At 65.6% G+C, this 6,509-nt stretch carries 4 protein-coding genes; 3 read left to right on the top strand and 1 reads right to left on the bottom strand.

The features are described 5' to 3' along the window. Positions 1–36: 36 nt before the first annotated feature. On the bottom strand, positions 37–2,472 hold the full coding sequence (locus tag O0K41_RS21720) for a TonB-dependent receptor (protein WP_164223231.1): 2,436 nt from the start codon (positions 2,470–2,472) through the stop codon (positions 37–39). Between the two features lie 214 nt (positions 2,473–2,686). On the opposite strand from O0K41_RS21720, the gene O0K41_RS21725 reads away from it, so the two are divergent. The 3 genes from O0K41_RS21725 to O0K41_RS21735 all read left to right on the top strand — a co-directional run bounded on the left by O0K41_RS21725 (position 2,687) and on the right by O0K41_RS21735 (position 5,914). Next, positions 2,687–3,169, top strand: coding sequence for a DUF3574 domain-containing protein (locus O0K41_RS21725; protein WP_049460118.1), 483 nt, complete (start codon positions 2,687–2,689; stop codon positions 3,167–3,169). A gap of 36 nt (positions 3,170–3,205) precedes the next feature. Beyond that, positions 3,206–4,063 (top strand): SH3 domain-containing protein, encoded by an 858-nt coding sequence (locus O0K41_RS21730; RefSeq protein WP_049451233.1) that lies wholly within the window; start codon positions 3,206–3,208, stop codon positions 4,061–4,063. Positions 4,064–4,195: 132 nt separating this feature from the next. After that, complete coding sequence (locus O0K41_RS21735; RefSeq protein ID WP_043035122.1) at positions 4,196–5,914, top strand: thiamine pyrophosphate-dependent enzyme; 1,719 nt, start codon at positions 4,196–4,198, stop codon at positions 5,912–5,914. Positions 5,915–6,509 lie beyond the last annotated feature (595 nt).

Below are 6,509 nucleotides of genomic sequence, written 5' to 3' on the forward strand. Positions count from 1 at the left end.
TCGTGCGGACCAACGGTCCGCACCTACCCAATGCGATCAGAACGTATAGCGGACGCGGCCGTAGTAGTACGCGCCGTTGCTGCCGATCGGCGACAGCACGTCATACGGCAGGTTGCCGAAGTAGTGGATATCGCTGTTGGATCGATCCGGGTAGTTGTCGGTCAGGTTCTGGCCGCCGATGGCCACGCTCCAGCGCGGAGTGATGCGGTATTCGACCTCCGCATCCAGCTGCCACTCGGCCTGGTAGGTCTGGCGCGGGATGTAGCCGTCACCGAAGTTGAACACGCGGGTGGCGCTGCCGTAGCGGTTCACACGGGTGCTCAGCGACCAGTGGTCGTTGCTCCACGCGGCAGAGAAGCTGCCGCGGGTACGCGGCGTGGCATCGGTGAGCGTATTGGTCTCTTCGATGCCGAACAGCACATAGTTCGGGTTGAGCGCCTGCAGCTGCGCCGGCGTAGCCAGCACGTTCTTCAGCGTGGTCTTGGTATAGGCGTAGGTGCCGGTCAGCAGCAGCTGGCCGTCGCCCAGTGACTGGCGCCAGTTGCTCACCAGCTCGGCGCCGCGGGTGCGGGTATCGGCCGCGTTGACGAAGAAGCTGGCGCTCTGCAGGCCGCTGACGCCGTAGTTGGCCGCCACGTAGTCGGTCAGTGCATCGCCAGTGATGCTCTCCGACAGCGCGATGCGATCGTCGATGTCGATCTGGAAGAAGTCCAGTGACAGGTCGAAATGCTCGCCGATGCGGCTGGTGAAGCCCAACGAGGTGTTCAGCGATTTCTCCGGCTTCAGATTCTGCGCACCCAGGCCACGCGCGATCGGATTGTTGACCGACAGCAGGCGGCCCTGCACCAGCTGGCCGCCAGCGTTGTAGCCGGTGGAGGTGGACTCGTAGCCGATCTGCGCCAGCGACGGCGCGCGGAAGTTGTTGGAGATGGCGCCACGCAACGCGAACGCCGGGGTGAATTCATAGCGCAGGCCGAGCTTGCCGGTCAGTTCACCGCCGAAATCGTCGTTGTGCTCGTAGCGCGCGGCCAGATCGGTGGAGAACTTTTCCCCGAACTGGCTCGACAGGCTGGCGTAGGCGCTGGCCACATCACGCGACAGGGTGGCTGTATCCTGCGGGGTCAGGCCGCCACCGGCCTGCGAACCGGTCGGGCGGTCGGTGAACGGGCCGGCCGCGTAGCTGGCCGGGTCACCGGGGCGGGTCTGGTAGCGCTCGTGGCGCGCTTCCACACCCAGGCCCAGGGTGTGGCTGATGCTCTCGCTCTGGGTGAACACGCGGCTCAGGTCGAGGTTGCCCACGGTCTGTGCGTACTCGTAGTCGGCGGTCTTGAAGCGGGTCGGGCTGGTCGGGCCCAGCGAGGCGTTGAGCGAATCACGCAGGCGGTAGGTGAAGTCGTTCTGGCCGTAATCCAGGCTGCCGTCGTAGCTCCATTCGCCCCACTGCCCACGCACGCCGGCTACGGCCTGCACGTCGCGGTTCTCGCCTTCGGAGATCGGCCGGTAACCGTTCGGATAGACCTCCTTCCAGTTGGCATCGCCATCGGGGTAGCGGAAGTAGTTCGCGCCTTCGGTATCGCGCTGGTTGAAGGTGCCGAACGCGTAGAACGTCGAGGTCTGGCCCACCGGGATCTCGGTGTTCAGCCACAGGTTGATGTCCTTGCTCTTGCCATCGCCCAGCACATAGTTGCGCTTGCCCTGCAGCGCCAGGTTGTCCGGCGTCTGGTCCCACGGCGGAATCTGGTCGAAGCCGGCGCGGTTGGTGCCGTTGCGGTGCTTGTATTCCAGGCCGACGCGCAGGAAGGCGCCATCCTCGCCCAGCGAGGTGCCGACCTTGGCGCTGATATTGCCGGTCTGGCCGTCGGTAAGGGTACGCCCGATCGGCTTGAGGTCGGTGTGGTTGGCGCCGTAGCTGGCCTCGATCTCGCCACCGTCGCCGCCGTTGTCGAGGATCACGTTGATCACACCGGCCACCGCATCCGAGCCATACAGCGCACCAGCGCCATCACGCAGTACTTCGATGCGCTTGATCGCGCTGACCGGGATCGAATTGAAATCAACCGGGGTGGTGCCCTTGCCGATCTTGCTGTCGGTGTTGACCAGCGCGGTGTGGTGGCGGCGCTTGCCATTGACCAGCACCAGCACCTGGTCCGGCGACAGGCCGCGCAACTGTGCGGCGCGCACATGGTCGGCGCCACCGGAGTTGGACTGGCGCGGGAAGTTGAACGACGGCAACAGCGCCTGCAGCGCGCTGCCCAGCTCGCCGTTGACCACGCCGGCCTTGCGGATGTCCTCGGCGGTGAGCACATCCACCGGCGAGGTGGATTCGAGCACGGTGCGGTCGGCGGCACGGGTGCCGGTGACGATCACCGTGTCCAGGTTGGTGGCGTCCTGGGCCAGCGCCGGGACGGCGGCGGAGGAAAGCGCGAGGGCGATGGCGAGGCCGAGCGGCGACGCGGGCAGGCGGACGGACATGGGGGCTCCAGCAACAACGACGACGGGGAAGGGGGAGGTGGTTTCACTTACATCCATCCGGATGAAGCGATATATTATCTTCGCGTGATGACCGGTGCCGATGCAAGCCCCTGCCGGTCCGGCATGAGTTGATGCCCTGCTGGCATCAGCACGCCGGGCCGGTGGCGCTGTACGCTGCCGGCTCGCCTTGTCCCCCTTCCCCGGAGCTGTACCGATGAAACACCTTGGCCTCGTCTTCGCCGCGCTGCTGGCCACCAGTGGTTGCGCCAGCCTCTCTTCGCAGGCGCCCAGCGCCTATGCCACGGCCACCACCGCCGAACTGAAGGGCGATGCCGCACGCCCGTCCGCCGGCCACGGCTGGGTGCGCAGCGAGCTGTACTTCGGCGTGGGCGAGGAGCAGGGCGCCGGCAACCGCCCGCAGGCCGATACCATCAGCGAGGCGCAGTGGCGCACCTTCCTGGACAAGGAAGTGACCCCGCGCTTCCCGGATGGCCTGACCGTGTTCGATGCCTATGGCCAATGGCTGTTCCGCGGTGATGCCTCGCCCAACCGCCTGCGCACCAAGGTGCTGGTGGTGCTGCACGAGGACACCCCGCAGCGCCGCGCCGACATCGAAGCGATCCGCCTGGCGTGGAAGCAGCAGACCAAGCATCAATCGGTGCTGTGGTCGCGGCAGCCGGTCGAGGTATCGTTCTGAGTTGAAGGTGCCGCCGCGGTGCCGCAGGGAGCAATGATGAACTACAGGGAATGCCTGCTGGGCCTGGCATTGGCAGGCGTACTGGCACCGACGGCGCAGGCGGGTGGGGACGACGGCGAAACGCTGCGCTTCCAGGTGGCCGCGCATGTGCAGGCGCATGCCGATCCGCAGCAGGACGGCAGCATCGCGGTGCAGCTGTCACCCTCGGGCAAGCGCCAAACGCTGGCCGGCGCGGCCGATGCCGACGGCAATTCGCGATGGTCGCTCGAAGATGTCGATTTCGATGGCTACCCGGAACTGGTCGCACGCGCTCCGGTAGGCATGGTCAACGAAGCGGTGGCGGTGTACCGGTTCGATCCGGCCACTGTGGGTTTCCGCGCGCTGCAGGCCGACACCCACGGCAAGGACAGTTGCGGTGACCTGATGGGGTTGAGCGTGGATGCTGCCACTCGAACCTTGACCAGCAGTTGCCGCAGTGGCCCGATGTGGTACACCGACCAGTACCGGTTTGCAGGCGCGAAGCTCCATTTGTACCGCTCTGAGAGCGTGCTGATGCTGGGCGATACCTTGAACGCCGCGCTGCAGTGGGAACAGACCGACGAGCAGGGCCCGTTGGCGGTCTGGCGCACGTATGATCCGGCCGGCCGTGTGCTGGAGAGCGCGATTGCCAATGGCATGGGCGCACCGCCGGACGGGCCGTTGCGTGGTCAGCAGGCCGCCGTGGTACCCGCGCGCCTGTTCCTGTTCGACCGACCCGGTGCGTCCAGCACCAAGCGTTACCTGGTGCAGGGCGACCGCGTGGAACTGCTGGATGAACAGGACGGCTGGGTGAAGCTGCGCTACCGCAACCCGAAGCAGGGCGCGGTGGAAGGCTGGATCAACGTCAACGATTGAAGAAAAAGGGGACGGAGGGAATTAAGTCGTTTGTAGCACATACGACTTGATTCCCTCCGTCCCCTTTTTTTGCGGAGGCATCACTTCATCGGGTCTAGCCTCGGACGTTCCCCCCGTTCGAGGATGTATCCGATGAGCAAGCGCGTGGCCGAAATCGTGGTGGATGCCCTGCAGCAGGCCGGTGTCCGCCGTTGCTACGGCATCGTGGGCGATACGCTCAACCACGTGACCGATGCGATGCATGGCAGCGAGATCGCATGGGTGCATGTGCGGCATGAGGAAGTAGCAGCCTTTGCCGCAGGCGCCGATTCGCTGGTGAGCGGCGAACTGACCGCCTGCGCCGGCTCCTGCGGCCCCGGCAGCCTGCATTTCATCAATGGCGTGTTCGAGAGCAACCGCAACCGCGCGCCGATGGTGCTGATCGCCAGCCAGGTGGTGACCAGCGAGCTGGGCATGGAATTCCCGCAGGAAGTGGACTTCAAGGCGGTGTACGCCAGTTGTTCGGTGTTCTGCGAGCAGGTGCACAGCGCCGAGCAGGCGCGTCGCGTGGTCACCCTGGCCTGCCAGGCCGCGATCAGCCGCCGTGGCGTGGCGGTGGTGATCCTGCCCGCCGATATCAGCCAGGCCGAAGTGAAGCACGATGTGCCGTTCTCGGTGCATTACACCCAGCCGGTGCTGCGCCCGTCGGATGCTGAGCTGCAGCGCATCGCCGAGTTGCTGGGGCAGGGCAAGCGCATCGGCATCTACGCCGGCGCCGGTTGCCAGGGTGCGCACGCACAGCTGCTGGAACTGGCCCGGCGCCTGCAGGCACCGATCGCGCACACCTCGCGCGCCAAGGATTTCGTCGAGCCGGACAACCCGTACAACATGGGCATGACCGGCATCTTCGGCATCGAATCCGGCTTCCACACGCTGATGGAGTGCGACACGCTGCTGCTGCTCGGCGCCGACTTCGCCTGGGGCCAGTTCTACCCGGACAAGGCCACGATCATCCAGGTCGACCGCGATGGCAGCCATCTCGGCCGCCGCCATCCGGTGAACCTCGGCGTGGTCGGTGACATTGCACCGACGCTGGATGCCTTGCTGCCGATGTTGCCGCCGCGCGAGGACAGCAGTTTCCTGGACGAATGTATCGAACGTCGCGACAAGGCGCTGAAGAAGCGCGAGCAGGAAGAACAGCCGGGCGAGGGCGAGCTTATCCACCCGCAGCATCTGACCGCGCTGCTGTCGAAGCATGCCAGCGACGATGCGCTGTTCACCGCTGACGGCGGCTCGCCGATGGTCTGGGTGCTGCGGCATATCCGCGTCAACGGTCGCCGCCGCACGCTGACCAGCCTGCTGCACGGCACGATGGCCAATGCAATGCCGCAGGCACTGGGCCTGCAGAAGGCGTTCCCCGGCCGGCAGGTGATTTCGCTGTCCGGCGATGGCGGCCTGGCGATGCTGCTGGGCGACCTGCTGACGGCCGTGCAGGAGAACCTGCCGATCAAGGTGGTGGTGTTCAACAATGGCTCGCTGAACTTCGTCGAGCTGGAGCAGAAGGTGGAAGGCCTGCTGGACAACTACACCGACCTGAAGAACCCGGATTTTGGCCGCCTTGCCGAAGTGATCGGCTTCCACGGCCGCACGGTGACGCGCAGCGAGGATCTGGAAGAAGCGGTGCAGGATTTCCTGTCGCAGCGTGGCCCGGCGCTGCTGGACGTGCATACCAGCCGCGCCGAGCTGGTGATGCCGCCGCAGATCGAGGCCAAGCAGGTGGCCGGTACCGCGCTGTATGCAGCCAAGGCGGTATTGAACGGCCGCTTCGACGACGTGAAGCATCTGCTGGTGGACAACTTCCTGAAGAAGTAGGGAGTTGGTCGATGCAGGGCTGCGCCCTGCACCCGCAGAGGCCAATGCAACAGCCGAAGCAACAGCAACAACCGAAGCAACAGCAACAACCGAAGCAACAGCAACAACCGAAGCAACAGCAACAGCGGGCATTCCGTGGGATGGCAGGGCGGGTCCGGTTGCGGGGGACGCCGTAAACCCGTCCCTGGGGGCTTGGCCGCGGCATCCGTGCCGCGGACACCCCCGCAACCGGACCCACCCCGCCTTCGACAGATTTCTGCGATCTGTCGGAATGGCATGGCCGGTGCCTGATGGGTGTCGACCTTGGTCGACACGGTAGATCCACGCCATGCGTGGATGAACGAAAGAATGATCGGAAAGATCTTCTGTAGAGCCGAACCGTGCTCGGCTCAGAGGCTTCGCGTACAGCGGCCGAGCAGGGGCTCGGCGCTACAACGAGCGCCTGCCTTTGCTTTTGATCTTTTGATTCTCTTCCGTGGCTGGCACGCGCACGAAACTGTCAGGGGCCGGGCGGGTAGGCTGCGCAGGGGCGTGAGCCGCATGGATGCGGCGACCGAGCTTACAGGGACGTACTTGCAGCGCCCCCTGCGCAGCC

Origin of the sequence: Stenotrophomonas sp. Sm2128 (assembly GCF_030985535.1) — a bacterium.
Classification (GTDB): domain Bacteria; phylum Pseudomonadota; class Gammaproteobacteria; order Xanthomonadales; family Xanthomonadaceae; genus Stenotrophomonas; species Stenotrophomonas maltophilia.